The sequence below is a fragment of the Diaphorobacter sp. C33 genome, assembly GCF_030503915.1.
In the GTDB taxonomy this organism is placed as follows: Bacteria; Pseudomonadota; Gammaproteobacteria; order Burkholderiales; family Burkholderiaceae_C; genus Diaphorobacter; species Diaphorobacter nitroreducens.
Window position 1 is genome coordinate 938,726 of sequence record NZ_CP129980.1, and the last position, 22,771, is coordinate 961,496.

The window sequence follows — 22,771 nt, forward strand, 5'->3', positions numbered from 1 at the left end:
TTGCACAGGACCGCCATCGCCCGCTGCGCTGGCGGTTTTTTTATTGCCATGAACCTCCAATCCGACGATTTCGAACTTTTTGGCGTGCCACGCCGCTTTGCGCAGGACCGCGACGCCCTGGACGCGCGGTGGAAGGACCTGCAGCGCGAAGCCCATCCCGACCGGTTTGCGGCGCAGGGCGCCGCCGCCCAGCGTGTGGCGATGCAATGGTCGGTGCGCATCAACGAGGCATACCAACGCCTGAAGGATCCTTTGAAGCGGGCCGCTTACCTTTGCGAGCTGGGCGGCTCGCCCATCCGCGCCGAGGACAACACCGCCATGCCTGCGGCCTTCCTGATGCAGCAGATGGAGTGGCGCGAAGCCCTGGATGAGGCCCGCAGCGGTGCGGAGCTTGACGCGCTGGACGACACCACCCATATGGCGCGGCAAGTGGCGTTGGCCCGTTGTGCGGAATTGCTGGACCAGCAGCAGGACTATGCCGGCGCAGCCCGCGAGGTCAGAGCCCTCATGTTCATTGCGCGATTTGCGCACGACATCGATTTGCGCCGAGAGCAACTGGGACAATAGGCGCTTTATTCGGTCACTCCTGCCTGGGCGTGCGCTTGCGGGCCCCGGCTTTTCCACACTCATTTCATGGCGCTTCTGCAGATTTCCGAACCAGGGCAATCGCCCGATCCTCACCAGCGGCGCGTTGCCATCGGCATTGATCTGGGCACCACGCATTCGCTGGTGGCGGCGGTGCGCAACGGGGTCGCCGAGTGCTTGCCCGATGCGCAGGGCAGGGTGCTTTTGCCTTCCGTCGTTCGCTACCTGGGCGGGGGCGGGCGGCAGATCGGCTACGAGGCCGCTGCAGCACAGATGCAGGACCCGGCCAACACGGTGTCGTCCGTCAAGCGATTCATGGGCCGGGGCCTGGGCGACATCACGGGGCGCGAGAAGCTGCCCTATGACTTCATTGCAGCGGCTGACAGTGGCGGAATGCTCTCGCTGTCCACCGCAGCAGGCGTGAAATCGCCGGTGGAAGTCAGTGCCGAGATCCTCGCCACGCTGCGCTACCGCGCCGAAGACAGCTTTGACAGTGACCTTTACGGCGCCGTGATCACGGTGCCTGCATATTTCGACGACGCGCAGCGCCAGGCGACCAAGGATGCCGCCCACCTCGCGGGCCTGAATCTGCTGCGCCTGATCAACGAGCCGACGGCCGCCGCGATTGCCTACGGGCTGGACAACGGAGCCGAAGGCGTCTATGCCGTGTACGACCTGGGCGGTGGCACGTTCGATATCTCCGTGTTGCGCCTGGCGCAAGGGGTGTTCGAAGTCATTGCCACCGGCGGGGACTCGGCCCTGGGTGGTGACGATTACGACGCGGCCCTGGCCGAGTGGGTGATGCAGCAGACAGGTGTTCGGGCGAGTACGCCCGAGGACAAGACGGCGGTGCGCTTGGCCGCGCGCGCCTGCAAGGAAGCGCTGACTGCTATTGATAATGTAGCTTTTACCGCAGATGTGGCGGGCGCTACAGTGCAATTTGATGTCAAGCGTGAAGATTTTGCGGCAGTGACGGCGGAGCTCACCCAGCGCTCCCTGGCGGCGGTGCGCCGCACCCTGCGCGATGCGCAGATCGAGCGCGACGAGGTCAAGGGCGTGGTGCTGGTCGGCGGCTCCACGCGCATGCCGGTCGTGCGCGCCGCGGTGGCCGAATTCTTCGGCCGTGAACCGTTGACCAACCTCAACCCGGACGAAGTGGTGGCCATCGGCGCGGCCATCCAGGCCAATCAACTGGCCGGCAACGATGCGGCCGGCGATCTGCTGCTGCTGGACGTGATTCCGCTGTCTTTGGGCATCGAAACCATGGGTGGGCTGGTCGAACGCATCATCGGCCGCAACGAGACCATTCCCACGGCCAAGGCGCAGGACTTCACCACCTACAAGGATGGCCAAACCGCTCTCGCCATCCACGTGGTGCAGGGCGAGCGCGACCTGGTGCAGGACTGCCGCAGCCTTGCGCGCTTTGAGCTGCGGGGCATTCCCCCCATGGCGGCGGGCGCGGCGCGCATCCGCGTCACGTTCACGGTCGATGCGGATGGCCTGCTCAGCGTGGCTGCGCGCGAGCAGGCCAGCGGCGTGGAGGCGCGTATTGACGTCAAGCCATCCTACGGGCTCACCGACGAGCAGATCGCGCGCATGCTGCAAGAGGGCTTTGCGACCGCGCAGCAGGACATGCAGACGCGCGCATTGGTTGAAGCCCGTGTGGATGCCGACCGCCTGCTGATCGCCACGCAGAGCGCACTGGACGTGGACGGCGATGTACTAGCGGCCGCGGAGCGCACGGCGATCGACGACCTGATGCATGCACTGCGCGCCACGCTGGAGACCAGCACCGACGCGGCGGCTGTCGAGGCCGCAGCGCAGGCCCTGGCCAAGGGCACCGAGGCATTTGCCGCGCAGCGCATGAACCGCGGTATCCGCCAAGCCCTGGCAGGCAAGAACGTCAGCGCCCTCTGAGCGCACAAACCTCATCCATTGATTCAAACACCCATGCCCGTCATCAAGATCCTGCCTCATCACGAATACTGTCCCGAGGGCGCGGAAATCACCGCGCCGGCCGGCACCTCGATCTGCGAGGCCCTGCTGGACAACGGCATCAAGATCGAGCACGCCTGCGATATGAGCTGCGCCTGCACGACCTGCCATGTGGTCGTGCGCAAAGGATTCGAATCGCTCAATGATGCGGAAGAGGAGGAGGAAGACCTGCTGGACCGCGCGTGGGGCCTGGAGCCGCAATCGCGCCTGTCGTGCCAGGCCATCCTGGCGCAGAGCGATGTGACAGTGGAGATTCCCAAGTACTCCATCAACCACGCCAAGGAGAACCACTGATGTCCCGGCAGATTGTTCTGGACACGGAGACCACCGGCCTGTCGGCGGAAGGGGGCGACCGCATCATCGAGCTGGGCTGCGTGGAACTCGTCAACCGCAAGCTCACCGGCAACAATCTGCATCTGTACCTGAACCCCGAGCGCGACAGCCATGAGGACGCGCTGAAGGTGCACGGCATCAGCAATGAATTCCTGCGCGACAAGCCCAAGTTTGCCGAGCGGGTGCAAGACATCCTGCAATACCTGCAGGGCGCGGAACTCATCATCCACAACGCGAGCTTCGACGTGGGCTTCCTGGACAAGGAGTTGGAACTGGTCGGCCTGGCGCCGCTGTCCGCGCATGTCGGGGGCGTGATCGACACCCTGGCCATGGCCAAGGAGATGTTCCCGGGCAAGCGCAACTCGCTGGACTCGCTGTGCGACCGGCTGGGCGTGGACAATTCCAGCCGTACGCTGCACGGCGCTTTGCTGGACGCGGAGTTGCTGGCGGATGTCTACATCAACATGACCCGTGGGCAGGATGCCCTGCTGATCATGGATGAGGCCACCGCCGGGGCAGGAGGCACCACCGTGGCCGCGGTAGATCTGAGCCGCATTGCACTGACGGTGCTGACCGCCAGTGCGCAGGAGCTTGCCGAGCATGAGGAAGTACTCGTGCAGATCGACAAGTCCAGCAGCGGTAAAACAATTTGGCGGACTTTGTCTGAGGCGTGAGAAAGCTATGCCATAATCGCGGGCTGTCGCAGCAACGACACGGGTGATTAGCTCAGCGGTAGAGCACTGCCTTCACACGGCAGGGGTCACATGTTCGATCCATGTATCACCCACCATGTTTTGTCAGGGCCCGTACTCGCAAAAATACAGTCCTTTGGGTGATTAGCTCAGCGGTAGAGCACTGCCTTCACACGGCAGGGGTCACATGTTCGATCCATGTATCACCCACCAATCCGAACCCCTTGCAGCCGGTATGGCCGCAAGGGGTTTTTTTCTTGGCGCTGAGGTCGTGAGGGACTGCCGGTGTCGATGACAATCCGGCAGTCGCGATTGACTTGGCCGCCGTCGATGATCACCTTCCATAACCCGCTGCAGCACACCCACGCTCCCGAGCACGAATTTTTCCGCGGCGAGCGTGTACCCTGTTTCGAGAACCCGACGCGCGCGGCCTATGTGGAAGCCGCTTTGACTGCGCGGGGTCATGTACTGCACCCCCCGGATGTGGATTGCACGGAGGTACTGGCAAAGATCCATGCGCCGCGCTACCTGGCTTTTCTGGCTTCGGCGTGGCAGCAGTGGCTGTCGCTGGGTGAAGGGCAGGACCGTGTGCAGCCGTTTCCGTCGGTATGGCCGGTACGCACATTGCGCTCGGATATAGAGCCCGACAATTTCATTGCCAAGCTGGGGCTGTACTCCATGGACAACGGCTCGCCGCTTGCAGCGGGCACCTGGACGGCAGCCAAAGCAGGCGCCGACGCGGCGGCCAGTGCCGCGGCGCGCCTGGCGGCTGGCGAGCGCGCCGCGTTCTGCAGCACACGCCCGCCGGGGCACCATGCAGGTCCCGATTTCATGGGCGGGTACTGCTTCTTGAATAACGCGGCCGTGGCGGCCCAATGGCTGCGCGACCACGGCGCGGCCCGTGTGGCCGTGTTGGACGTGGATTACCACCACGGCAATGGCACGCAGAGCATCTTCTATGACCGTGCGGACGTGCTCTTCGTCAGCATCCATGGCGATCCCCGCACCGAATACCCCTTCTATCTGGGACATGCCGGTGAAACCGGCGCAGGCCTCGGTGCGGGCTGCAACCTGAACCTGCCTCTGCCGGCCGGCACCGATGCTGCCACTTGGTTTGCGGCCCTGGAGCAGGCCTGCGCGCGCATCGCCGCTTTTGGAGCGGATGCCCTGGTGGTCTCGCTGGGACTGGATACCTATGAGGGCGATCCGATCTCGCGCTTTCGGCTGGCGACGACGGATTTTCTGCGGCTGGGTGCGCGGCTGCGTGGTGTGGGACTGCCCACCGTGCTGGTGCTGGAAGGCGGCTACGCAGCGGCGGCGCTGGGAACGAATGCGGTGAATGTGCTCGAGGGTTTCGAGCAGGCATGACAACGGAGGCATGAGCGATGAGTGAGACGGTCGATTGCGTCGTGGTGGGCGCGGGGGTGGTGGGGCTGGCGGTGGCGCGCGCATTGGCGCTGCAAGGGCGCGAGGTCTGGCTGCTGGAGGCGGCCAATGCCATTGGCACCGAGACGAGTTCGCGCAACAGCGAGGTGATCCACGCCGGCATCTATTACCCGCAGGGTTCGCTCAAAGCGCGCTTGTGCGTACAAGGCAAGGCCATGCTGTACGACTACTGCAGCGAGCGCGGCGTGCCCCATAGTCGCTGCGGCAAGCTCATCGTCGCCACGTCGACCGAACAGCAGAACGCGCTGACGGGCATCAGGGCGCGCGCGCAGGCCAATGGCGTGGATGACCTGCAATGGCTCTCGCGGGAGGAAGCACGTGCGCTGGAGCCCGAACTGGAATGTGTGGCTGCGCTGCTCTCGCCCAGTACCGGCATCGTGGACAGCCATGCCCTCATGCTGGCGTTGCTGGGCGACCTGGAGAACGCGGGTGGTGTTCTGGCATTGAATTCGCCTCTGGCCAAGGCCCATTGCACGCCACAAGCTATACATTTGGAAGCAATGGATGGCACGTGCATCAGTGCGCGCACCGTGGTCAACGCGGCCGGTTTGCATGCGCCAGTCCTCGCGCGCCAGTTCGAGGGGTTGTCCGCGGTGCATGTACCGCAGGCGGCCTATGCCAAAGGCAACTATTTCACGTTGTCCGGCCGGGCACCCTTCAGCCATCTCATCTATCCCGTACCGGAGGCGGCGGGGCTGGGCGTGCACCTGACGCTCGACCTGGGGGGGCAGGCCAAGTTCGGCCCCGACGTGCAATGGGTGGAAGGCCCCGAGGACCTGGTGGTGGATGCGAGCCGCTCCGAGGCCTTTTATGCCGAGGTGCGCAAGTACTGGCCCGGCTTGCGCGACGGCGCACTGGCGGCGGGCTACGCCGGCATACGCCCGAAGATTCACGGCCCCCATGAGCCCGCGGCGGACTTCCTGATCCAGGGGCCGCGCGACCACGGAGTCTCGGGGCTGGTCAATCTGTTTGGCATCGAATCACCTGGGCTGACCAGCGCGTTGGCAATCGGTGCGCACGTGGCCGGTCTGCTGCACCAAGACGCCGTGTCTTGATGCAACGCGGTCATTTTGTGATAGCGGCCATGCCCTGCGGCGCGAGCACTGGGCTAAGATGAGATACCCGCCTACATGGTTTGCCATGCACGGCGTATTACCGTTGTTTCCTGCTATGAAAGGCTCGCGTATGACCACCGTATCCGAAACCATTTCCTCCACCCAGGCAGAACTCGAAAAGCTGGTGGGCGACCTGCGCGGTCTGCTGGCCAGCAAGGATCTGGACGGTATTCCCGAGATCAAGCAACTGCGCCAGCGCCTGGATGACGGCATCCATTCGGTGCGCGATTCCGCCGTGCGTGCCGCTCAGGAGGCAGCCCTGCAGGCCAAAGATGCCGCGCGCGCCGCCGACCGTTATGCCCACGATGAGCCCTGGCGCGTTGCCGGCGCTGCGCTGGCCGTAGGGGCGCTGGTGGGCTTCATGCTGGCCCGCCGCTGACCGGTAGCGCAATGGCAGGGCGAATCGTCAACGCTGCGGCGCGCTCCAGCGCCTGGGAGGGGCTTGCATGAACTGGTTGTCCCTGCTCGGCCTGGAAGGCTGGGTTGCACGCTGGCGGGCCGCCATCATCGAAGGCGCGATCGCGGCGGAAGACCGTATCGAACTCGCACGGCTCGAATGGGCCGACCAGAAGCGCCGTATGGCCCAGCTGGTGGTGCTGCTGGTTCTCTTCGGAGGCGTGGCCGTGATCGCCCTGCTGCTGTTGTCACTGGCTGTGCTGGTCCAGTTCTGGGATTCACCGCAGCGCGTGCTGGTGGCATGGTTGCTGGCTGGCGGCTGGTTGCTGGCCTGGGTGGCAGTGGCGGTGGCCCTGGTGTCCATCGGACGACAGGCGGGTAATGCCTTTGCCCTTACGCGGCGGGAGCTGCAGCAGGACTGGCGCACCATCAAGGAGCAGTTATGAGCCCCTCTTCCCTGGACTCTGGGCAGCCGACGCGCGTGCCCACCCCGCAGCAGCAGAAGGTGCTGGACCGCATTCTGGTGCAGCGTGAGCGGCTGCGTGCTCGGCGCGCGGCCCTGCGCCAGGCGCGCGCCGTGGCCGCAGGCGCGGAAGTTCGGGTGGAACCCGATGCGCCGCTGGCGGCACGGCTGGTGGCGTTTGCGCGCCTGCATCCCGTTGCGGTGGCAGCGGTGGCGGGCGCTGCGGTGCTGGCGGGGCCTCAACGGCTGGTGCGCTGGGCCACCCTGGTGATGCCGCTGGTCATGCGCATGCGGCGTGGCTAAGGCCCTGTTCCGCCGTCTCTATCAGGCCGCATCGCGGCCTTTTTTCTTGGTTCGTTTTCAATGCAGATCGCGGATCGCCTTGGCCGCACGGCCCACGAGGGCAGGGCCTTCATAGATCAGGCCGGTGTAGATCTGCACGACATCGGCGCCTGCGCGGATTTTGCTCACAGCATCTTCGGCGCTCAGGATGCCGCCGACACCGATGATCGGGAAAGCCGGGCCCAGCGCGGCACGCAACTGGCGGATCACGGCGTTGCTGGCTTCCAGCACGGGTGTACCGCTCAGGCCTCCAGTCTCGCCGGCATGGCGCAGGCCCTGCACGGCGTCCCGGCGGATGGTGGTGTTGGTGGCAACCACGCCATCCATGCCGTGGCGCTGAAGTGTGGTGGCAATCACGGCCACTTGGGCCTCGTCCAAATCCGGCGCAATTTTCACGAAGATGGGCACGCGGCGGCCCTGGGCGGCGGCGAGCTGTTCGCGGTGCTCGGCAATGGCGCCCAGCAGGCCGTCAAGCGCCGCATCGCTCTGCAGAGCGCGCAGGTTCTGCGTGTTGGGCGAACTGATATTCACCGTAACGTAGTCGGCATGCGGGTACACGCCCTCCAGGCAGGTGAGGTAGTCGCGCGTGGCGTCTTCGATGGGCGTGGTGGCGTTCTTGCCGATGTTCAGACCCAGCAGCAGTTTGCTCTGGCCGCGGCCCTGTGTGCGGACCTGCGAGCGCTGCACGTTGGCCACGAAGGCATCCAGCCCTTCATTGTTGAAGCCCAGGCGATTGATGAGCGCACGCGCCTCGGGCAGGCGGAACATGCGTGGCTTGGGGTTGCCGGGCTGCGCACGGGGCGTGACGGTGCCCACCTCCACGAAGCCGAAGCCCATGGCGGCCAGCGCGTCGATACAGCGGGCGTTCTTGTCGAGCCCCGCCGCGAGGCCTACGCGGTTGGGAAAGCGCAGGCCTGCCAGTTCGATGGGGTCGCTCACGGTTTCATTGCACCAGGCCCATTGCAGCGGCGTGCGCTGGCCGCGCGCCAGCATGTCCATGGTGAGTTCGTGGGCGGCTTCGGCGTCCATGCCGAAGAGAAAGGAGCGGGCGAGGGCGTAGGGCAGCAGAGACATGGGGATAATTCAATGATCTTTCCGGATTTTCCCCCATGACTGCACCCACATCCCTTTCCCAAGACGAACTCAAGACCCTGGTCGGCCAAGCTGCACTGCAATATGTGGTGCCGGGCGAACTGGTAGGCGTGGGGACCGGCTCTACCGTCAACAAGTTCATTGACGCGCTGGCATCTATCAAGGACACCATCCGCGGCGCGGTTTCCAGCTCCGAAGCCAGCACGGCGCGGCTGAAGGCGCTGGGCATCCCCGTGCTGGACGCCAACGACGTGCGCTCGCTGTCGGTGTACATCGATGGCGCCGACGAGATCGACGGCAACGGCTACATGGTCAAGGGCGGAGGGGCGGCCCTCACGCGCGAGAAGATCGTCGCCGCGCTGGCACGGCGCTTTGTGTGCATTGCGGATGAGTCCAAGCTGGTGAACGTGCTGGGCGCGTTCCCGCTGCCAGTGGAGGTCATTCCGATGGCTGCGGCGCATATCGCGCGGCGCTTCGAGTCGCTGGGGGGGCAGGCGACGCTGCGTCTCAAGGATGGCCAACCGCTCGTGACCGACAACGGCCAACACATACTGGATGTGCGCGGCCTCACCATCAGCGATCCGCTGGCGTTCGAGACCGAAGTGAATCAGTGGCCCGGGGTGGTGACGGTGGGCGTGTTTGCGCTCCAGAAGGCCAACGTCTGCTTGCTGGGCACGGCACAGGGCGTGCGTACGCTGTCCCTGTAAGACGGTGGGATGGCAGTGGCGCGGCAATGCCGCGCCAAGCATCCCTCGCTTTTAGAAAATGATGCCGGCCGGATTGGAGGGAGACGGCCCCGTGGGTGCTGCCGGTGGCGCCGAGGGGCGTCGTGCGGGAGCAGCGGACGCCTTGTCTGCAGCCGGTGCTGCAGGCTGCGCAGGCACCGCAACGAGCGGGGCTGCCGCAGGGCGGCGGTAGTTCGGCGGCAATTGCGACTGCTTGGGGTAGCCGGCGGCGTCCAGGTACTGCGTCCACTCGGTGTCGGAAAAGCCCCGCAGCTGCTGTGCGCCAATGGTGCCGAAGGGCAGGCTGGATTCACCGCTCATGCGCTTGAGCGCGTCGATGTCCTCGTTGGTGCTGACGGTGCGCTCGGTGAAAGGAATGCCACGGTTGATCAGCAGATTGCGCGCGCTGTTGCAGGGCACGCAGTCGCTGCTGGTGTACAGCGTCACGGGAAAGCGCGTGGCCACCTGGCGTAGAGCGTAGGGCAGGGCCTCGGCGCCGCCGCTGCGTGGTCCGGCGCCGACCGCTGTGCCCTCGGCGTTTGCGGCGGGAGCGCGGTCGGAGAAGGTCACCTTGCCATCCGGCCCGACGATGCGGTACACCTGCTGGGCCAGGGCGGCCGTGGACAGCAGGGCGGCCGTGGCGCATGTGGTGGCCAACACGGCAGCGTTGCGAATGATGGACATGGGTTCCTCTCCTCTTGGTTTCTTAAAAATAATAGCTGATCGCGCTTGCTGCAAGCCATTCTGAAGTAGAAAGCAGGCGCAAACGCCCGGCAGACAAGCGCGAACCGCTCACTTTTATGCTGCCATGCCCTGGTGGCGCAGCAGCGCGTCCAGTGTGGGTTCGCGGCCGCGGAAGGCCTTGAAGGAGTCCATGGCGGGGCGGCTGCCGCCCGCTTCCAGGATGGCCTGGCGGTAGCGCCGGCCGGTCTCCGCGCTGGGTTCCCCGCCCGCGCCGGCAGTTTCCTCGAACGCTGCATACGCGTCTGCGCTGAGTACCTCCGCCCACTTGTAGCTGTAATACCCCGCCGCGTAGCCGCCCGCGAAGATATGGCTGAACGTGTGGGCCGAGCGGCTGAAGGTGGGAGGTTTGAGCACGGCCACCTCGTCGCGCACGCGGTCCAGCAGCGCCAGCACGTCGCCTTGGGGGTCGTGCTCGGTGTGCAGCAGCATGTCGAACAACGCGAACTCGATCTGGCGCAGCGTGGCCATGCCGGCCTGGAAGTTCTTGGCCGCGATCATCTTGTCGTACAGCGGGCGCGGCAGCGGCTCGCCCGTGTCCACATGGGCGGTCATGTGGCGCAGCACTTCCCATTCCCAGCAGAAGTTCTCCATGAACTGGCTGGGCAGTTCCACGGCGTCCCATTCCACGCCGCTGATGCCTGACACGTCGCGCTCGTTCACCTGGGTGAGCATGTGGTGCAGGCCATGGCCGAATTCATGGAACAGGGTGATCACGTCGTCGTGCGTGAGCAGGGGTGGGCGGCCGTCCACCCCGTCGGCGAAGTTGCACACCAGATGCGCCACCGGTGTCTGCAGCAGGCCCGTGTCCGGGCGCAGCCAGCGGGCGCGCGCATCGTCCATCCAGGCCCCGCCGCGCTTGCCCTGGCGGGCAGGCTGGTCCAGGTAGAACTGACCCACCAGCTCGCCGCCGCGCTCGATGCGGTAGAACTCCACGGCGCTGTTCCATACGGGCGCAACGTCGCGGCGGATGGCCACCTCGAACAGCGTCTCGACGATCTTGAACAGCCCGGCCAGCACCTTGGGCGCCGTGAAGTACTGCTTGACCTCCTGCTCGCTGAAGGCGTAGCGCGCTTCCTTGAGTTTCTCGGAGATGTAGGGCCAGTCCCAAGACTGGGGGTTGGCCAGGCCCAAATGCTCAGCGGCAAAGGCGCGCAGGTCGGCTACGTCCTTCTCCGCAAAGGGCCGGGCGCGGTGCGCCAGGTCCCGCAGGAAGTGGATGACTTGTTCGGGCGATTGCGCCATCTTGGGCACCAGCGACACCTGGCCGAAGTTGCCATACCCCAGTAGCTGCGCCTCTTCCTTGCGCAGCGCGAGAATCTCGGCCATCACGGAGGTGTTGTCGAAACGCGCGGCGTCGCCGCTGGCCTGGTCCGATGCGCGTGTGACGTAGGCGTGGTAGAGCTTCTCGCGCAGGGCACTGCTGGTGGCGAACTGCATCACCGGCAGGTAGCACGGCATCTTCAGCGTGAGCTTGTAACCGTCCTTGCCCTCGGCCTGGGCCGCGGCGCGGGCGGCGTTCTGCACGTCGGCCGGCACGCCGTCCAGTTCCTCGGCCGTGGCGTAGTAGGCGTAGGCGTCGGTGGCGTCCAGCGCGTTCTCGCTGAACTTTTGTTGCAACTCGGCCTGGCGTTCCTGGATGGCAGCAAAGCGCTCCTTGGCTGCGCCCTGCAGCTCGGCGCCCGACAGCACGAAGTTGCGGATCGCATTGCTGTGCGCCTGCCGCTGCTCGGGGTTGAGCGTGGCGGAGTCGATCGCCTTGTATTTGGCGTACAGGCGCTCGTCGGCGCCCAGGCGGGTCCAGAACTCGGTGACCTTGGGCAGCGCCTCGTTGTAGGCGGCGCGCAGCTCGGGCGTGTCCGCCACGCTGTTGAGATGGCTGACGGCGCCCCATGCGCGGCCCAGCTCCTCGGTGGCGACATCCAGTACCTGCGCAATCGCATCCCAGCGGGCCGGGTAGTCCGGCTGGGTGACGGTTTCCAGTGCGGCGTCTGCGCGTTGCAGCAGCACATCCACCGCAGGGGCTACGTCGGCGGGGGTGATGCGATCGAAGGGAATGTGGCCCGAGAAGTCGAGGAGGGGATTGCTCATGCTGGCTTAGATGGCGTTGCCGTGAGTGGGTTCAAGCCGTTGGCGCAAACGCGCGCGCATCGGCACTCGGGTCAGGGGTGCCTCGCGTCAGAGGCGCTCAGCCGCTTCCAGGGTGTTCACCAAGAGCATGGTAATTGTCATCGGGCCCACGCCGCCGGGCACTGGCGTGATGTAGCCCGCCACCTGCTTGACGCCCTCGAAGTCCACGTCGCCGCAGAGCTTGCCTTCGTCATTGCGGTTCATGCCCACGTCGATCACCACGGCGCCGGGTTTGACCATATCGGCCGTGAGCACGTTGCGCTTGCCCACGGCAGCCACCACCACATCGGCCTGGCGCGTCATGGCGGCAAGATCCGCCGTGCCGCTATGGCAGACCGTGACGGTGGCGTTGGCTGCCAGCAGCATCATGGCCATGGGTTTGCCCACGATGTTGGAGCGACCGATGACCACGGCGTGCTTGCCGCGCAGGTCCTTCATACCGATGGATTCGAGCATCTTCATGCAGCCGTAAGGCGTGCAGGCCTTGAAGCCCACCTCGCCCACCATCAGTGCCCCGGCGCTGGCGACGTGAAAGCCGTCCACATCCTTGAGGGGCGAGATCGCTTCGATGACCTTGTGGTCGTCGATGTGCTTGGGCAGCGGCAGTTGCACCAGGATGCCGTGAATGCTGGGGTCGTTGTTCAGCGCCTGCACGCGCGCCAGCAGCTGTTCTTCGGTCATGCTGGCGTCGTACTTTTCCAGCACCGAGTGAAAGCCCACGTCCTCGCAAGCCTTGACCTTGTTGCGCACGTAGACCTGGCTGGCAGGGTTGTCGCCCACCAGCACCACTGCGAGGCCAGGGGTGATGCCGCGGTCTTTCAGCGCGGCCGTGCGCGCGGCGACTTCAGTGCGCAGTTGGCGGGAGAGGGCGTTGCCGTCGATCAGTTGGGCTGTCATTGATGAATCCACGATACAAATGAAAAAGCTGCCTGGCGCTTGTCTGGTATGCGCAGGCAGCTATTGAAAACGGAGCGATTAGGCCTTGGCGCTACCTGGCCCCAGGGCAATCTTGAGCAGGTCGGCCACGGTGTTGGCGTTGAGCTTTTCCATGATGTTGGCGCGGTGCGCCTCCACCGTCTTGATGCTGATGCCCAGGTCGTCGGCGATCTGCTTGTTCAGGCGGCCGGCAACGATGCGTTCCAGCACCTGCGCCTCGCGGCTGGTGAGCTTGGACAGCAGCGCGTCGCGGCTGGCGGCCTGTTGGTAGTCGGCAAAGGCTTCGCGTGCATGGTCCAGCATGCGCTCAACCAGGCCCAGCAACTCTTCTTCGTTGAAAGGTTTCTGGATGAAGTCCAGCGCGCCTTTCTTCATGGTGTTCACGGCCATGGGGACGTCGCCGTGACCGGTGATGAAGACGATGGGCAGGGGCGACTTGCGTTCGACCAGGCGGTCCTGCAGCTCCAGGCCCGTCATGCCGCCCATGCGGATGTCCACGATCAGGCAGGCGACTTCGCGCGGGTCATAGCGTGCGAGGAACGATTCCGCCGAATCAAAGCAGCGCACACGGTAGTCCTTGCCCTCCAGCAGCCACTGGAGCGAGTCGCGGACGGCTTCGTCGTCGTCGACGACATAGACGGTGCCTTTTTTCGGAATCAAACTCATGCAATAGTCCTTGGGGTTGACGTTGCTGCGGAATTGATAGTGGCATCCGCAGCAGTGGCGAGCGGAAGCCAGAAGGAGAACCGGCAGCCGGTGACCTCCGATCCATTGTAGAGGTTCTCCGCGTGCATCCGGCCCTGGTGCGACTCGACGATGCTGCGGCACAGGTTCAGGCCCATGCCCATGCCTTCGCTCTTGGTGGAGAAGAACGCCTCGAACAGGTGCGCCAGCACTTCCGGGGCCAGGCCCTTGCCCGTGTCCTGCACCGAAAACTCGATCACCCCGCGGCCATCCACATGGCGCGGCACCACGCGCAGCTCCACGCTGCGCCCGGATGGGGGGCGGTGGGCCTGGGCGATGGACTCGGCGCCGTTCTTCATCAGGTTGATAAGCACCTGCTCGATCAGGATCGTGTCGGCCATCACCTGGGGCAGGCGGGCGGCGACGTAGTGCGTCAGGTGCACGTTGTGGCGCCGCAGCTCGATGTCGGCCAGTTCCACCGCTTCGCTCACCATCTCGTGCACGTCGGCCAGCGTGCGGTTGGGTTCGCTTTTTTTCACGAAGGCGCGGATGCGCTGGATGATCTGGCCGGCGCGCTGCGCTTGGTGGGCGGTCTTTTGCAGCGCCGTGAGCAGTGCCTCCTCGCTGATCTGGCCGCCCTGGATGCGCGAGACCATGCCGCTGCAATAGTTGCTGATGGCGGTGAGCGGCTGGTTGAGTTCGTGAGCCACGCTGGAGGCCATCTCGCCCATGGTGATGAGGCGGCTGACCGACTGGGCGCGTTCGGCCTGGCGCGCGGCCTGCTCCTCGGCCTGGCGGCGCGGCGTGATGTCGGTGGCAATGACCATTTGCGCCAACCGGCCGTCCACCCAGTTCAGGTAGCGCGAGCGCACCTCCAGCCACTTGCCCAGATCGGGCAGATAGATCTCGGCGTTCTCCGAACGGGCACTGGTCAGCGAGTCGGTGGGCAGGCCCATCAGGCCATCTTCGTCGTCCATGCCGCCGGAACTGTAGGAGGTGGGCAGCACGCCCGCCTGCGCCACCAGCTGCAGGTGGCCGCTGGTCTGCGAGCCGAACCATTGGCGGTACAGGCGGTTGGCAAACAGCAGCTCCTCGCTCCCCAGCGGCGCCACGGAGACGGAGGCGTCCAGCGCCTCCAGCACGATAGTGAAGCGCTCGTGCGAGGCGGTGAGTTGCTCGCGCACGCGGTTGGGCTCGGTGATATCGGTCATCGAGGTCATCCAGCCTGTCTGGTGACCGCGTGCGTCGATCAGCGGCGAGACGTACAGGCGCGCATCGAACAGCGTGCCGCTCTTGCGCCGCACGCGTACCTGGAATCCACCGGGCACGGTCTTGCCCGAGAGTTCGTCGCGCAGATTGGCGTGCAGCGACTCATATTCGCCCTCGGGCCAGTAGCTGTAGGGCGGGGTCTGCCCGACCAGCTCGGCCTCGGTCCAGCCTGTCATCTGGCAGAACGCGGCGTTCACATAGGTGATGCGGCCTTCCAGGTCCAGCGCGCGCATGCCGGTGAGGATGGAGTTCTCCATCGCCCGGCGGAAGTTGGTTTCTGCCACCAGTGCTTCCTGGGCCTGCAGCCGCCTGCGCGTGTGCCGCCAGGTGGCGATGAGCATCCACGCCGTCATCACGCTGAGCGTGCCCACGAGCCAGAACAACCCGCTGCCCACCACGCCCAGCGACGTACGGTACGCCTGCGCCCGCATCACGAGGCCGTTGCCCACCGGGGAGACCGGGATCTCATACTGGTTGGCCTTGGTGGCCCAGGGCAGCAGCGCATTGGTGCGCGGGGGCAGGGGCGTGCCCGCCAAGGTGCGGCCATTGCCGTCCAGCAACGTGACGGCGTAGCGCGCCAGCACCTCGGTGGGAGTGCCGTAGCGCAGCAGGCTGTCGATGGAATATTCCGCTAGCACCACGCCGCCGAACTTGCCCTGGGGCGACAGGGGCACCTGCAGTTGCAGCAGGGGAGCGCTCTCGCCCTCGGTGGCCGTGGGTTGCGAATACAGCGGCTGCTGCAGGTCGCGGACGGCGTTAAAGAGGTTGGTGGTCTCGCCGGGCTTGAGCACCTCGCCGCCCACGCGCAGCTGGCTGCTGGTCACGGCGGGCGCGGCGTGGCTGGCGCGGATGCGCCGGCGCTCGTCAATCCAGGTGATGGCCTGCAGCTCGGGGTATTGGCTGATGAGCGGCTCGGCGCGGCTGCCGAAGTCCGCGCGCTCCACATCCTGGTTGGATAGATCGCGCGCGATGCGCATGATCTGCTCTTGCCGCTCCAGCAAGCGCAAACGCACGCGCTGCTGGGCGTATTCCACGTCGCGCCTGAGGGCTTCCTTCTCGCGTTCCACCTCTTCCGTGCGCAAATACCAGAACGAGGCCACGATGGCAGCGAGGAACATCAGCACCGATGCCACGGGCGCCAGCGCCGCGAACCGGTCCTGGCGCGTGGGCGAGAGGCTGCGCCACCAGGCACGCCACCAGCGCGCCGGGGTTTTAACGGCAGACACGGTGGAAGAGGGCGCGACAGGAGACTCCATGGGCGCGGAGTTTAAAGGCTTCGCGGGGACGATTTCATCTGAAGAAATAATGTGCAATCGCAGCAATTTTTCATATTAAGAGATGAAAAAGCATCATTTGAAATGATGAAAATTTGTGCGAAACTCGCGCCCGTATTACCGTTATTGCCACTGAATCAAGGAGACAGGTATGTCTGATCCGACCAAAGTCCTGACCGCTACCGACATCGACCAACAGGAAACCCGCGAATGGCTGGACGCGCTGTCGGCAGTGATCGACAAGGAGGGGCCGGAGCGTGCCCACTTCCTGCTGGAGCAATTGCTGGAGCAGGCCCGCCAGAGCAGTATTGACCTGCCGTTCTCCGCCAATACGGGATACGTGAACACCATCGAGCCGGACCAGGAGGCCCGCTGCCCCGGCAATATCGCCATCGAGAAGCGCCTGCGCGCCTACATGCGCTGGAATGCCATGGCCATGGTGGTGCGCGCCAACCGCCTGCATCCGCATGACGGCGGCGACCTGGGCGGCCACATCGGCTCCTTCGCTTCGCTGGCCTCCATGTGGGGCGCGGGCTTCAACCACTTCTGGCATGCCGAGAGCGAGAGCCACGGCGGCGACTGCATCTATTTCCAGGGACACAGCGCGCCCGGCATCTACGCCCGCGCCTACCTGGAAGGCCGTATCACCGAGGACCAGCTCGAAAACTTCCGCCAGGAAGTAGGCGGCAAGGGCCTGTCCAGCTACCCGCACCCCAAGCTGATGCCGGGCTTCTGGCAGTTCCCCACGGTGTCCATGGGCCTGGGGCCGATGATGGCCATCTACCAGGCGCGCTTTCTCAAGTACCTGCATGCCCGCGGTATCGCCAATACCGAGAACCGCAAGGTCTGGATCTTCCTGGGCGACGGCGAGATGGATGAGCCCGAGAGCAAGGGCGCGATCAGCCTGGCCGCACGTGAAAACCTGGACAACCTGATCTTCGTTATCAACTGCAACCTGCAGCGCCTGGACGGCCCGGTGCGCGGCAACGGCAAGATCATCCAGGAGCTGGAGGGTGACTTCCGCGGTGCGGGCTGGCATGTCATCAAGCTGCTGTGGGGCAAGGGCTGGGACGAGCTGCTGGCGCGCGACAAGAGCGGCAAGCTCAAGCAGCTGATGATGGAGACGCTGGACGGCGACTACCAGACCTACCGCGCCATGGACGGCGCGTATATCCGCAAGCATTTCTTCGGCAGGTACCCCGAGACGGCCAAGCTCGTGGAGCACCTGAGCGACGACGAAATCTGGGAACTGCGCCGCGGTGGTCACGAGCCCGAGAAGGTGTATGCCGCCTTCCATGCGGCCAATGAACACCAGGGCCAGCCCACGGTGTTGCTGGTCAAGACCGTCAAGGGCTATGGCATGGGCAAGGCCGGTGAGGGCAAGAACACCGTGCACCAGACCAAGAAGCTGTCGGACGAGGACATCAAGTACATCCGCGACCGCTTCAACATCCCGATCCCCGACAGCGAGCTGGACAAGCTGCCCTACTACAAGCCGGCCGACGACACGCCGGAAATGAAGTACCTGCACGAGCGCCGCAAGGCCCTGGGCGGCTACCTGCCGCAGCGTCGCACGCACGCCGACGAGAGTTTCACCGTGCCGGCGCTGGAGACGTTCAAGGCCGTGCTGGAGCCCACCGCGGAGGGCCGCGAGATCTCCACCACCCAGGCCTACGTGCGCTTTCTCACGCAGCTGCTGCGCGACAAGGCCCTGGGTCCGCGCGTGGTGCCCATCCTGGTGGATGAGGCGCGTACCTTCGGCATGGAGGGGTTGTTCCGCCAGATTGGCATCTACAACCCCAAGGGGCAGCTCTACACCCCGGTCGACCGCGACCAGGTGATGTACTACAAGGAAGACAAGGCCGGTCAGATTCTTCAGGAAGGCATCAACGAGGCGGGCGGCATGTGCTCGTGGATCGCTGCGGCGACGTCGTATTCGACGAACAACCGCATCATGATCCCGTTCTATGTTTACTACTCGATGTTCGGCTTCCAGCGCTTTGGCGACTTCGCCTGGGCCGCGGGCGACATGCAGGCGCGCGGCTTCATCCTGGGGGGCACGTCGGGCCGCACCACGCTCAACGGCGAAGGCCTGCAGCACGAGGACGGCCACAGCCACATCCTGGCCAACACCATTCCCAACTGCGTGAGCTACGACCCGACCTTCGCGCACGAGGTGGCGGTCATCATGCAGGACGGCCTGAAGCGCATGGTGGAGAAGCAGGAAAACGTCTACTACTACATCACGCTGCTCAATGAGAACTACGCCATGCCGGGCCTGCAGCCGGGCACGGAAGAGCAGATCATCAAGGGCATGTACCTGTGCAAGGCCGGCGCGGACGGCGACAAGCGCGTGCAGCTGCTGGGCTCGGGCTCGATCCTGCGCGAATCGATCGAGGCGCAGAAGCTGCTCGCCGCCGACTGGGGCGTGCAGGCCGACGTGTGGAGCTGCACCAGCTTCAACGAGCTGACCCGCGAGGGCCAGGACGTGGCGCGCTGGAACCTGCTGCACCCGCTGGAGACACCGCGCGTGTCCTTCGTGGCGCAGCAGCTGGGCGGCCGCCCGGGCCCTGTGGTGGCGTCCACCGACTACATGAAGAACTACGCCGAGCAGATCCGCGCCTTCATCCCCGCAGGGCGCTCCTACACCGTGCTGGGTACCGACGGCTTTGGCCGCAGCGACTTCCGCTACCGCCTGCGTGAGCACTTCGAGGTCAACTGCCACTACATCACCGTGGCCGCGCTCAGCGCCTTGGCCGACGAGGGCAAGCTGCCCAAGGAGAAGGTGGCCGAGGCGATTGCCAAGTACGGCCTCCAGACCGAGAAGATCAACCCCCTGCACGCCTGAAGATCGGGAGACACGACATGGCATTGGTAAACATCCAGGTTCCCGACATCGGCGACTTCGACGAAGTCGGCGTGATCGAGCTGCTGGTCAAGGTGGGCGACACGGTGAAGGCGGAGCAGTCGCTGATCACCGTGGAGTCCGACAAGGCCTCGATGGAAATCCCGTCGAGCCACGCGGGTGTGGTCAAGGAACTCAAGGTCCAGCTGGGCGACAAGGTCAAGCAAGGCAGCGTGATCGCCGTGCTGGAGGCTGCGGGCGAAGCCGCTGCTTCTGATGAAAAACCGGCTCCAGCGCCCGCCGCGCAAGCGCCGGCAGCTATCGAAACGCAAGCGCCTGCCGCGCCTGCTGCACCCGCCGCCCCTGCTGCGGGTGGTGGCGCGGTTGAGGTGCGTGTGCCCGACATCGGTGACTTCAAGGACGTCGCCGTGATCGAGTTGCTGGTCCAGCCCGGCGATGCGGTCAAGGTGGAGCAGTCGCTGTTCACCGTGGAGTCCGACAAGGCCTCGATGGAGATCCCTTCGCCCGCCGCCGGCGTGCTCAAGGAGCTCAAGGTCAAGATCGGCGACAAGATCAACGTGGGCGACCTCGTGGCGGTGCTTGAAGGTGCCGCCGCGGCACCGGCCGCCGCCCCGGCGCAGGCTTCTACACCAGCGGCCGCTTCCGCTCCGGCCGCTGCCGCGCCCCTGGCGGCTCAGGCCTCCGCGCCCGCACCAGCTGCGGCAACGGCAACGGCGCCCGTGCCGGTCCACCAGCCCTCGACGCCCACGCCGGGCCTGCCGCACGCCAGCCCCTCGGTGCGCAAGTTCGCCCGTGAACTGGGTGTGCCGCTCGCGGAGGTCAAGGGCACGGGCATCAAGGGCCGCATCACGCAGGATGACGTGGCGGCCTTCACGCGCCAGGTGATGAGCGGTGCGCTGCAGACCCAGGCACAGGGCAGCAAGGCGCCCGCTGCGGGTGGCTCTGGGGTGGGCCTGGACCTGCTGCCGTGGCCCAAGGTGGACTTTGCCAAGTTCGGCCCCGTCGAGCGCAAGGAGCTGTCGCGCATCAAGAAGATCAGCGGCGCCAACCTGTCGCGCAACTGGGTGATGATTCCCCACGTCACCAACAACGACGAGGCCGACATCACCGAACTGGAAGCCTTCCGCGTCTCCACCAACAAGGAGAACGAGAAGAGCGGCGTCAAGGTCACCATGCTGGCCTTCGTCATCAAGGCCGTGGTCGCGGCGCTGAAGAAGTTCCCCGAGTTCAACGCCAGCCTGGACGGCGACGCCCTGGTCTACAAGCAGTACTTCCACATCGGCTTTGCGGCCGACACGCCCAACGGCCTGGTGGTGCCTGTGCTGAAAGATGCCGACAAGAAGGGCATCCTGCAGATCAGCGCCGAGATGGCCGAGCTGGCCAAGAAGGCCCGCGACGGCAAGCTGGGTGCGGCCGACATGCAGGGCGGCAGCATGTCGATCAGCTCCCTGGGCGGCATTGGCGGCACGCATTTCACCCCCATCATCAATGCGCCCGAGGTGGCCATCCTCGGCCTGTCCAAGAGCCAGATGAAGCCCGTGTGGGACGGCCAGCAGTTCGTGCCGCGCCTCACGCTGCCGCTGAGCCTGTCGTACGACCACCGCGTGATCGACGGCGCCTCTGCCGCGCGCTTCAACGCCTACCTGGGCCAGGTGTTGGCGGACTACCGCCGCATCCTGCTGTAAGGACGGAGCACAACATATGGCAATCATCGACATCAAGGTGCCCGACATCGGCGACTTCGCCGAGGTGGGCGTGATCGAAGTGCTGGTGCAGCCGGGCGACACCATCCGGGCCGAGCAGAGCCTGGTCACCGTGGAGTCCGACAAGGCCTCCATGGAGATTCCCAGCAGCCACGCCGGGGTGGTCAAGGAGCTCAAGGTCAAGCTGGGCGACAAGGTGGCCGAGGGCTCCGTGCTGCTGACGCTGGAAGTGGCGCAGGGTGCGGCGGCGCCGGCTGCGGCCCCTGCCGCGGCGAGCACACCCAGCGCACCGCCATCTGAGTCAAAACCGGCTCCAGCGCCCGCTGTTCAAGCGCCAGCAGCTCCTAAAACAGAAGCATCCAGCTTCGGCGGCAGTGCCGACGTGGAGTGCGATGTGCTGGTGCTGGGCGGCGGCCCCGGCGGTTACAGCGCCGCCTTCCGCGCCGCCGACCTGGGCCTGAACGTGGTGCTGGTCGAGCGCTACGCCACCCTGGGCGGCGTGTGCCTGAACGTGGGCTGCATTCCTTCCAAGGCGCTGCTGCACGTGGCCGCGGTGATGGACGAGGTGAGCCACCTGAAGAGCGCCGGCATCGACTTCGGCGCGCCGCAGGTCCACATCGACACCCTGCGCGGCCACAAGGAAAAGGTCATCGGCAAGCTGACCGGCGGGCTGGCGCAGATGGCCAAGATGCGCAAGGTGACCGTGCTGCGCGGCTACGGCCACTTCGTCGGCGCCAACCACCTGGAGGTGGAGGAAACCACCGGCACCAGCCAGGACAAGACCGGCGCCAAGAAGGTGGTGGCGTTCAAGCGCGCCATCATCGCCGCCGGCAGCCAGGCCGTGCGCCTGCCGTTCATGCCCGACGATCCGCGCGTGGTGGATTCCACCGGTGCGCTGGCGCTCAAGGACGTGCCCAAACGCATGCTGATCCTGGGTGGCGGCATCATCGGCCTGGAAATGGGCACGGTGTACAGCACGCTGGGCGCGCGCCTGGACGTGGTGGAGATGCTGGACGGCCTGATGCAGGGCGCTGATCGCGACCTGGTCAAGGTATGGCAGAAGATGAACCAGCACCGTTTCGACAACGTGATGCTGAATACCAAGACCGTGGCCGCCGAGGCCACGCCCGAAGGTATCAAGGTGAGCTTCGCGCCCGCCAAGGACGGCGTCACGGTGCCCGAGCCCCAGGTGTACGACCTGGTGCTGCAGGCCGTGGGCCGCACCCCCAACGGCAAGAAGATCGCCGCTGACAAGGCCGGTGTTGCCGTGACGGACCGCGGCTTCATCAACGTCGACATCCAGATGCGCACCAACGTGCCGCACATCTTCGCCATCGGCGACATCGTGGGCCAGCCCATGCTGGCGCACAAGGCGGTGCATGAAGCGCACGTGGCGGCCGAGGTCATCGCCGGTGAACTGCAGGGCAACAAGGAACTGGCAAGCGCTGCCTTCAACGCCCGCGTGATCCCGAGCGTGGCCTATACCGACCCCGAAGTGGCCTGGGTGGGCCTGACCGAGGACCAGGCCAAGGCGCAGGGCATCAAGGTCAAGAAAGGTCTGTTCCCCTGGGCGGCCAGCGGCCGCGCCATCGCCAACGGCCGCGACGAGGGCTTTACCAAGCTGCTGTTCGACGACAGCCCCGAGGCGCACGGCCACGGCCGCATCCTGGGCGGCGGCATCGTCGGCACGCACGCCGGCGACATGATCGGCGAGATCGCCCTGGCCATCGAGATGGGCGCGGACGCGGTGGACATCGGCAAGACCATCCACCCGCATCCCACGCTGGGCGAGAGCATCGGCATGGCGGCGGAGATTGCCCACGGCAGTTGCACGGACGTGCCGCCGCAGCGCAGGTAAAGGCCGCGGCCGTAGCAAAAAAGCAGCCTCTGGCTGCTTTTTTTATGCTTTTGATAGCGCCTAGCGCTTGCTGTGCAAGGGCTGGAGGCGTTTTTGAGTATGAGGTGCTGGGTTGGCGAGTGTGCG

19 protein-coding genes and 2 tRNA genes are annotated in these 22,771 nt (G+C 65.5%); 15 read left to right on the forward strand and 6 right to left on the reverse strand.

Annotation, left to right across the window (positions count from 1 at the left end; translation table 11 throughout):
• Positions 1 to 48 precede the first annotated feature (48 nt).
• The 11 genes from hscB to QY917_RS04520 all read left to right on the forward strand — a co-directional run bounded on the left by hscB (position 49) and on the right by QY917_RS04520 (position 7,328).
• The gene (gene hscB, locus QY917_RS04470; protein WP_123676322.1) at positions 49 to 567 is read left to right on the forward strand and encodes a Fe-S protein assembly co-chaperone HscB; all 519 of its coding nucleotides are present in this window, start codon (positions 49 to 51) and stop codon (positions 565 to 567) included.
• 66 nt (positions 568 to 633) lie between these two features.
• Complete coding sequence (gene hscA, locus QY917_RS04475; RefSeq protein ID WP_123676321.1) at positions 634 to 2,502, forward strand: Fe-S protein assembly chaperone HscA; 1,869 nt, start codon at positions 634 to 636, stop codon at positions 2,500 to 2,502.
• A gap of 33 nt (positions 2,503 to 2,535) precedes the next feature.
• Positions 2,536 to 2,874: an ISC system 2Fe-2S type ferredoxin gene (gene fdx, locus QY917_RS04480; RefSeq protein ID WP_011805370.1), complete on the forward strand. Its 339-nt coding sequence runs from the start codon at positions 2,536 to 2,538 to the stop codon at positions 2,872 to 2,874.
• Positions 2,874 to 3,587, forward strand: a complete 714-nt coding sequence (dnaQ, locus tag QY917_RS04485; protein ID WP_011805369.1) for a DNA polymerase III subunit epsilon — start codon at positions 2,874 to 2,876, stop codon at positions 3,585 to 3,587. Before fdx ends, dnaQ begins: the two co-directional genes overlap by 1 nt.
• 41 nt (positions 3,588 to 3,628) lie before the next feature.
• Positions 3,629 to 3,703 (forward strand) — tRNA-Val (locus QY917_RS04490).
• Positions 3,704 to 3,743: 40 nt separating this feature from the next.
• Positions 3,744 to 3,818, forward strand: a tRNA-Val gene (locus QY917_RS04495).
• A gap of 117 nt (positions 3,819 to 3,935) precedes the next feature.
• Positions 3,936 to 4,973 (forward strand): histone deacetylase family protein, encoded by a 1,038-nt coding sequence (locus QY917_RS04500; protein ID WP_123676320.1) that lies wholly within the window; start codon positions 3,936 to 3,938, stop codon positions 4,971 to 4,973.
• 17 nt (positions 4,974 to 4,990) lie between these two features.
• Positions 4,991 to 6,106: an NAD(P)/FAD-dependent oxidoreductase gene (locus tag QY917_RS04505; protein ID WP_123676319.1), complete on the forward strand. Its 1,116-nt coding sequence runs from the start codon at positions 4,991 to 4,993 to the stop codon at positions 6,104 to 6,106.
• A 130-nt stretch (positions 6,107 to 6,236) separates the two neighbouring features.
• On the forward strand, positions 6,237 to 6,545 hold the full coding sequence (locus QY917_RS04510) for a DUF883 domain-containing protein (protein WP_015913196.1): 309 nt from the start codon (positions 6,237 to 6,239) through the stop codon (positions 6,543 to 6,545).
• A gap of 67 nt (positions 6,546 to 6,612) precedes the next feature.
• Positions 6,613 to 7,008, forward strand: a complete 396-nt coding sequence (locus QY917_RS04515) for a phage holin family protein (protein WP_123676318.1) — start codon at positions 6,613 to 6,615, stop codon at positions 7,006 to 7,008.
• Positions 7,005 to 7,328, forward strand: a complete 324-nt coding sequence (locus QY917_RS04520) for a hypothetical protein (protein ID WP_015913198.1) — start codon at positions 7,005 to 7,007, stop codon at positions 7,326 to 7,328. The genes QY917_RS04515 and QY917_RS04520 overlap by 4 nt, the downstream gene beginning before the upstream one ends.
• A 57-nt stretch (positions 7,329 to 7,385) precedes the next feature.
• Here QY917_RS04520 and QY917_RS04525 read toward each other — a convergent pair whose 3' ends face one another.
• Positions 7,386 to 8,441, reverse strand: a complete 1,056-nt coding sequence (locus tag QY917_RS04525; RefSeq protein WP_123676317.1) for a quinone-dependent dihydroorotate dehydrogenase — start codon at positions 8,439 to 8,441, stop codon at positions 7,386 to 7,388.
• A 35-nt stretch (positions 8,442 to 8,476) separates the two neighbouring features.
• Between QY917_RS04525 and rpiA the strand changes: the two genes are divergently transcribed.
• Positions 8,477 to 9,166 (forward strand): ribose-5-phosphate isomerase RpiA, encoded by a 690-nt coding sequence (rpiA, locus tag QY917_RS04530; protein ID WP_123676316.1) that lies wholly within the window; start codon positions 8,477 to 8,479, stop codon positions 9,164 to 9,166.
• Positions 9,167 to 9,217: 51 nt separating this feature from the next.
• On the opposite strand, the gene QY917_RS04535 is transcribed toward rpiA, so the two are convergent.
• The 5 genes from QY917_RS04535 to QY917_RS04555 form a co-directional block, all read right to left on the reverse strand.
• Entirely contained in the window at positions 9,218 to 9,868 is a 651-nt protein-coding gene (locus QY917_RS04535; protein ID WP_123676315.1) for a glutaredoxin family protein, read from the reverse strand.
• A gap of 114 nt (positions 9,869 to 9,982) precedes the next feature.
• Positions 9,983 to 12,016 (reverse strand): M3 family metallopeptidase, encoded by a 2,034-nt coding sequence (locus QY917_RS04540; protein ID WP_123676314.1) that lies wholly within the window; start codon positions 12,014 to 12,016, stop codon positions 9,983 to 9,985.
• 87 nt (positions 12,017 to 12,103) lie between these two features.
• Complete coding sequence (gene folD / locus QY917_RS04545; protein ID WP_047350348.1) at positions 12,104 to 12,952, reverse strand: bifunctional methylenetetrahydrofolate dehydrogenase/methenyltetrahydrofolate cyclohydrolase FolD; 849 nt, start codon at positions 12,950 to 12,952, stop codon at positions 12,104 to 12,106.
• Positions 12,953 to 13,030: 78 nt separating this feature from the next.
• Positions 13,031 to 13,657, reverse strand: a complete 627-nt coding sequence (locus tag QY917_RS04550; RefSeq protein ID WP_011805358.1) for a response regulator transcription factor — start codon at positions 13,655 to 13,657, stop codon at positions 13,031 to 13,033.
• Positions 13,654 to 16,200: a PAS domain S-box protein gene (locus QY917_RS04555; protein WP_123676313.1), complete on the reverse strand. Its 2,547-nt coding sequence runs from the start codon at positions 16,198 to 16,200 to the stop codon at positions 13,654 to 13,656. Before QY917_RS04555 ends, QY917_RS04550 begins: the two co-directional genes overlap by 4 nt.
• A 169-nt stretch (positions 16,201 to 16,369) precedes the next feature.
• On the opposite strand from QY917_RS04555, the gene aceE reads away from it, so the two are divergent.
• Genes aceE through lpdA form a run of 3 tightly spaced genes read left to right on the forward strand, consistent with a single transcriptional unit; the run spans position 16,370 to position 22,645 of the window.
• Positions 16,370 to 19,066 carry a pyruvate dehydrogenase (acetyl-transferring), homodimeric type gene (gene aceE, locus QY917_RS04560; RefSeq protein WP_123676312.1) on the forward strand — a complete coding sequence of 899 codons (2,697 nt, stop codon included), beginning with the start codon at positions 16,370 to 16,372 and terminating at the stop codon, positions 19,064 to 19,066.
• A gap of 17 nt (positions 19,067 to 19,083) precedes the next feature.
• Positions 19,084 to 20,769 carry a dihydrolipoyllysine-residue acetyltransferase gene (gene aceF / locus QY917_RS04565; protein ID WP_123676311.1) on the forward strand — a complete coding sequence of 562 codons (1,686 nt, stop codon included), beginning with the start codon at positions 19,084 to 19,086 and terminating at the stop codon, positions 20,767 to 20,769.
• A gap of 16 nt (positions 20,770 to 20,785) precedes the next feature.
• Positions 20,786 to 22,645: a dihydrolipoyl dehydrogenase gene (lpdA, locus tag QY917_RS04570; RefSeq protein WP_123676310.1), complete on the forward strand. Its 1,860-nt coding sequence runs from the start codon at positions 20,786 to 20,788 to the stop codon at positions 22,643 to 22,645.
• Positions 22,646 to 22,771 lie beyond the last annotated feature (126 nt).

Coding starts and splice junctions, on each gene's coding strand:
- hscB (WP_123676322.1), top strand. CDS start 49: ATGAACCTCCAATCCGACGATTTCGAACTTTTTGGCGTGCCACGCCGC.
- hscA (WP_123676321.1), top strand. CDS start 634: ATGGCGCTTCTGCAGATTTCCGAACCAGGGCAATCGCCCGATCCTCAC.
- fdx (WP_011805370.1), top strand. CDS start 2,536: ATGCCCGTCATCAAGATCCTGCCTCATCACGAATACTGTCCCGAGGGC.
- dnaQ (WP_011805369.1), top strand. CDS start 2,874: ATGTCCCGGCAGATTGTTCTGGACACGGAGACCACCGGCCTGTCGGCG.
- QY917_RS04500 (WP_123676320.1), top strand. CDS start 3,936: ATGATCACCTTCCATAACCCGCTGCAGCACACCCACGCTCCCGAGCAC.
- QY917_RS04505 (WP_123676319.1), top strand. CDS start 4,991: ATGAGTGAGACGGTCGATTGCGTCGTGGTGGGCGCGGGGGTGGTGGGG.
- QY917_RS04510 (WP_015913196.1), top strand. CDS start 6,237: ATGACCACCGTATCCGAAACCATTTCCTCCACCCAGGCAGAACTCGAA.
- QY917_RS04515 (WP_123676318.1), top strand. CDS start 6,613: ATGAACTGGTTGTCCCTGCTCGGCCTGGAAGGCTGGGTTGCACGCTGG.
- QY917_RS04520 (WP_015913198.1), top strand. CDS start 7,005: ATGAGCCCCTCTTCCCTGGACTCTGGGCAGCCGACGCGCGTGCCCACC.
- QY917_RS04525 (WP_123676317.1), bottom strand. CDS start 8,441: ATGTCTCTGCTGCCCTACGCCCTCGCCCGCTCCTTTCTCTTCGGCATG.
- rpiA (WP_123676316.1), top strand. CDS start 8,477: ATGACTGCACCCACATCCCTTTCCCAAGACGAACTCAAGACCCTGGTC.
- QY917_RS04535 (WP_123676315.1), bottom strand. CDS start 9,868: ATGTCCATCATTCGCAACGCTGCCGTGTTGGCCACCACATGCGCCACG.
- QY917_RS04540 (WP_123676314.1), bottom strand. CDS start 12,016: ATGAGCAATCCCCTCCTCGACTTCTCGGGCCACATTCCCTTCGATCGC.
- folD (WP_047350348.1), bottom strand. CDS start 12,952: ATGACAGCCCAACTGATCGACGGCAACGCCCTCTCCCGCCAACTGCGC.
- QY917_RS04550 (WP_011805358.1), bottom strand. CDS start 13,657: ATGAGTTTGATTCCGAAAAAAGGCACCGTCTATGTCGTCGACGACGAC.
- QY917_RS04555 (WP_123676313.1), bottom strand. CDS start 16,200: ATGGAGTCTCCTGTCGCGCCCTCTTCCACCGTGTCTGCCGTTAAAACC.
- aceE (WP_123676312.1), top strand. CDS start 16,370: ATGTCTGATCCGACCAAAGTCCTGACCGCTACCGACATCGACCAACAG.
- aceF (WP_123676311.1), top strand. CDS start 19,084: ATGGCATTGGTAAACATCCAGGTTCCCGACATCGGCGACTTCGACGAA.
- lpdA (WP_123676310.1), top strand. CDS start 20,786: ATGGCAATCATCGACATCAAGGTGCCCGACATCGGCGACTTCGCCGAG.